Below are 4044 nucleotides of genomic sequence, written 5' to 3'. Positions count from 1 at the left end.
TTTTTCCTTGAGGTAAAGAACTGGCGTGTTGATATAACTCTATATCTAGTGGCAGACTTTTTTTGCCATCATATATCGAAGCAAGGAGGCATAGCGGCGGGAGTTGTCTCTTTCATCACTCAAGCCTTGATGTGAAATATCTACTGTGCTTGGATTATACCTTTATTGCTAGTCGATTTTCGTTTAAGTCCCGATAAGTTGCAGCTTTAACTTAAGAAACTTGCGTGGTCTAAATGGAATGCCTGGTGAAGAATGAGAACAACGAAGTAAATGTCGAGTCAGCGCCTTCGTTCGCCTTGAACCCAACCCATACCGATTCGGAGGAATCCCATGCCACAGTCAATCAACACAGAACGACTTATCTTAGTCACCGGAGCTACAGGCAATCAGGGAAGCGCGATCGCCCATCATCTTTTGCAACGCGGCAATTTCAAGGTTCGCGCCTTGGTGCGTGACCCCAACAAGCCTGCATCTGTTGCCCTCGAGCAAGCAGGCGCAGAACTCGTAGTTGGAGATCTCAATGATCGCGCTTCCCTCGATCGCGCTTTGCAAGGTGCCTACGGTGTTGTTTCGCTACAGATCATTCTAGATGGAATAGACACCGAAATCCGTCAGGGCAAAGCGGTTGCAGACGCGGCTTCATCGGCCCGCATCCAGCACTTCGTCTACAGTTCGGTGGGTAGCGCCGAACGCAACACGGGCATTCCGCATTTCGACAGCAAGTTTCAAGTCGAAGAATACATCCGAGCGAGTGAGTTGCCCTACACAATCCTGCGACCCGTTTTCTTTTTCTACAACTACAACATGATGCGTCCGATGGTTGATGCCGGAACCCTCTTTCAGCCATTGAGTCCTGAGACGAAGTTGCAGCAGCTTTCTGAAGAAGATTATGGAGAGATGGTCGCTGAGGTATTCGATCGCCCCGCAGACTTCATGCACCGCGAAATTGAACTTGCCAGTGTGGACATGACCATGCCGGAAATCGCTGCTGCGTTCAGCCGTGTTTTAGGAAAAACCGTCGAATACCAACAAATTCCGTTTGAAGCGTTTGAGCAGCAAATTGGAGAGGAACTGACCATCATGTATCGCTGGTTTGAGAACGTCGGCTACGCAGCGGATTTAGCACAGTTGAAGCGTGATTTTCCTGCACAGACCGACTTTGAATCTTATTTGCGCGAGCACGGCTGGCAGAACCAGCCAGAAGCGCAGTCGATGTCGGGTCAATGATTCATCGATAACTCATTCATTGCCTTATGAAAAACCAACAGACAACCCTTGTTTTTGACCAGGAGTTCGCTTCTTCCTATGACAGGCGGTTCGCTAAATTGGCTCCGATGCATAACGCACTTCATTTGTTGATCCGCATGGTGCTTTCTGAACTTCCTAACGACGCACGGGTTCTCTGCGTCGGTGTGGGAACTGGCTCAGAATTGATTGACCTCGCCCAAACATTTCCACAATGGAAGTTCACTGCGGTAGAGCCTGCGGCACCGATGCTAGACATCTGCCGTCAGAAAGCCGAGGAGTATGGGATCGCATCCCGTTGCACGTTCCACGAAGGTTATCTCGATTCACTTCCCGCGTCAGACCCTTTTCATGCCGCCACCTGCCTTTTGGTTTCTCATTTCTTTATCCAGCAGGAGGAACGGCGCAACTTTTTTCGTCAAATTGCTGCACGTCTTCTCCCGGATGGATATTTAGTGAGTTCTGATTTAGCTTCCGATATGTCTAGCTCCGCTTACCAAAGCCTTTTGGAAGTTTGGGTGCGGATGCTGATAAATCCTGAAATGCCTGCCGAGGAAATTGAGAAATTTCTCACCTCGTATGGGCGGGATGTCGCCCTACTACCGCCGCAGGAAGTTGAAGCCATTATTGCATCAAGTGGCTTTGACACGCCTGTATTGTTCTTCCAGACTCTGCTGATTCATGCTTGGTATACCAAGCGAACTCCCTGATGAGAAGTCCCCCTCCAGCCGCCGAAGAAGGCGCTGTACCCAACCGCCTACATATCTCAATAATCATTCGTTCAACTGACTGGACTGAGCATCCAGTCACTTCGTGTCATAGCAACCAGAAAACAAATATTTCACGAATGCAATTCAAGCATTACAGATTTTATCCAGCGAAAGTAACAAAAGAGGGATAAGTTGCAGCTTTAACTCAAGGAACTTGCGTGGGCTAAATGGAATGTCTGTTGAAGAATGAGAACTATTCCAATAATGCGTTACAAGATGCCGTTAAGTCGATTTGCTAAAACGGTAAGCTCGGTTTTGGCAAGAGTGCAGCAAGCTGGTAACTCAGCCGAATATCAGGCATGGCGGTGTCGCTTCATGTTGAATCGACTGCATTGGTTTGTATGGATTACCATTATTGCCTGCCTAACCTTTCTCATCTTAGGTTTGTGTATTACATCCGTTCTCAATGCTTCAGACAATCCGAGCAAAGCCGTAAGCCAGGAAGAGATTTTAATCGATCTCATGACTTACATTGCTATTGAGCTGAGCCTGCTGTTGTGCTTAATTTTGCTGAAATCGCCTTGGGCATCTCGTTACCCGGAACGGCTTTTCTTAGGCTGTTCGTGGTCACTCACCCTGCTTCCACAAATTCAAGCCACACTGCAAGGAAAGGTCGATCCTGTACTTATCGCTTGGACGATTGTATTTCTGGCACAAGCGACGTTAATTCCTGTAAATTGGCAGCTTCACTTAGTCTCGCAAGTGGCAACAATAGGCTACTATTTTTGTGTCAATCCATTACTGGGTTTGAGTAATCCAGAGGTTGAAAATCCTGTTCTCAATAACATCATAATTTTTGTCTTTTATTTCTGGATTTGCTTGATCTGTGACCTTGGGGTGTATTTATACGAACGCTTACAACGCAGTGAGTTTGAATCGAAACGGCAATTACAGGGGTTTTTACATGGCGTTTCTCACGATTTGCGTAACCCCGTGACAGGCACATTGATGGTGCTGAATAATTTACTGCAAAAGCCAGATGCAACGATTGCTCTACCCCGCTCGATTTTAGAACGGATGGTGCAAGGGAGCGAGCGCCAACTCCAACTGATTAACTCCTTACTCGAAGCTCATGCGAGTAATGTGCAAGGCATTGTCCTCCACACTGAACCCATTCAACTCAGTGAGTTGGTCAGTTCATCAGTGGCTGACTTAGAACCAATCCTGGAACAAAATCAAGCCACGCTGAAGAATTTAGTGCCTGAAGATTTACCGTTGGTGGTTGCTGATTCAACTCAATTATGGCGTGTTTTTATTAATCTAATTACAAATGCAATTAAACATAATCCGCCTGGGTTGATGATAACTCTGAGTGCTACAGCCGGAGCAAAAATGATTCGCTGTAGCATTGAGGATAACGGCCTAGGGATGTCGAAAGAACAATGTGAGCGCCTATTTGAACTGTACTTTCGTTCTTCTCATATGCGAAACTCTTTAGGTTTAGGGTTGGGATTGTACTTGTGCCGTCAAATTATCCATGCCCAGGGTGGTGAAATTGGAGTCATTAGCTCTCTTGATGCGGGGACAAAATTTTGGTTCACGCTCCCAATTAAGAGTTATAGCAACCGCTAAGGCGGTTAAGTCGCTGTGCGAAGCACAGCTTCCATTGCATCCCTCAGACAGTTGAATTGAGTTAATTGCTTACGAATTCGACTCTTTAACCATGACCAGCATTGCTCAATTTTATTCAGATCGGGTGAATCGGAGAGTGACAGAAGCTGTTTACGGACGCGCTCGCTTCCGTTATGGATGGAAGAAACCATTCTGTTTTCTTAGGAGAGGGATAGTAGCCATTCTCTGAGTTCTTGTTCATCTTGACGAGTAGCGGTGCGGACAAGGCTGGTAGAAATAAACAATCAAGCACATGAAAAGTAAGTGCAGTATGGCTGTGGAGCTTCCGTTAAATTAGTATCTCTGTACTAATTTGCCCCTCGTTGCAGCTTCGCTATATTTCGTCCTATCAGGGGTAAAGTGTGTTGCCCCTCACTGGTTTACTTCTAGGGACTGGTAAACGGCTTACATTGAATCG

General features: G+C 46.6%; 3 protein-coding genes and 1 pseudogene. 3 read left to right on the top strand and 1 reads right to left on the bottom strand.

What is annotated here, in order from left to right; translation table 11 throughout:
* The first annotated feature begins 330 nt into the window (after positions 1–330).
* The 3 genes from AC5JL3_RS28635 (at position 331) to AC5JL3_RS28625 (ending at position 3587) form a co-directional block, all read left to right on the top strand.
* Positions 331–1227 carry an NmrA/HSCARG family protein gene (locus AC5JL3_RS28635; protein ID WP_496077689.1) on the top strand — a complete coding sequence of 299 codons (897 nt, stop codon included), beginning with the start codon at positions 331–333 and terminating at the stop codon, positions 1225–1227.
* Positions 1228–1253: 26 nt separating this feature from the next.
* A complete protein-coding gene (locus tag AC5JL3_RS28630; RefSeq protein ID WP_496077688.1) occupies positions 1254–1955 on the top strand; it encodes a class I SAM-dependent methyltransferase in 702 nt (233 codons plus the stop codon).
* A 276-nt stretch (positions 1956–2231) separates the two neighbouring features.
* The gene (locus tag AC5JL3_RS28625; RefSeq protein ID WP_496077687.1) at positions 2232–3587 is read left to right on the top strand and encodes a sensor histidine kinase; all 1356 of its coding nucleotides are present in this window, start codon (positions 2232–2234) and stop codon (positions 3585–3587) included.
* 5 nt (positions 3588–3592) lie between these two features.
* Here AC5JL3_RS28625 and AC5JL3_RS28620 read toward each other — a convergent pair.
* Positions 3593–3715, bottom strand: a pseudogene (locus AC5JL3_RS28620) (IS630 family transposase); the annotation flags it as partial.
* Positions 3716–4044 lie beyond the last annotated feature (329 nt).

The sequence above is a fragment of the Symplocastrum torsivum genome, assembly GCF_059505465.1.
This window is presented reverse-complemented; position numbering and strand designations above follow the sequence as displayed.

Coding starts and splice junctions, on each gene's coding strand:
- AC5JL3_RS28625 (WP_496077687.1), top strand. CDS start 2,232: ATGCCGTTAAGTCGATTTGCTAAAACGGTAAGCTCGGTTTTGGCAAGA.
- AC5JL3_RS28630 (WP_496077688.1), top strand. CDS start 1,254: ATGAAAAACCAACAGACAACCCTTGTTTTTGACCAGGAGTTCGCTTCT.
- AC5JL3_RS28635 (WP_496077689.1), top strand. CDS start 331: ATGCCACAGTCAATCAACACAGAACGACTTATCTTAGTCACCGGAGCT.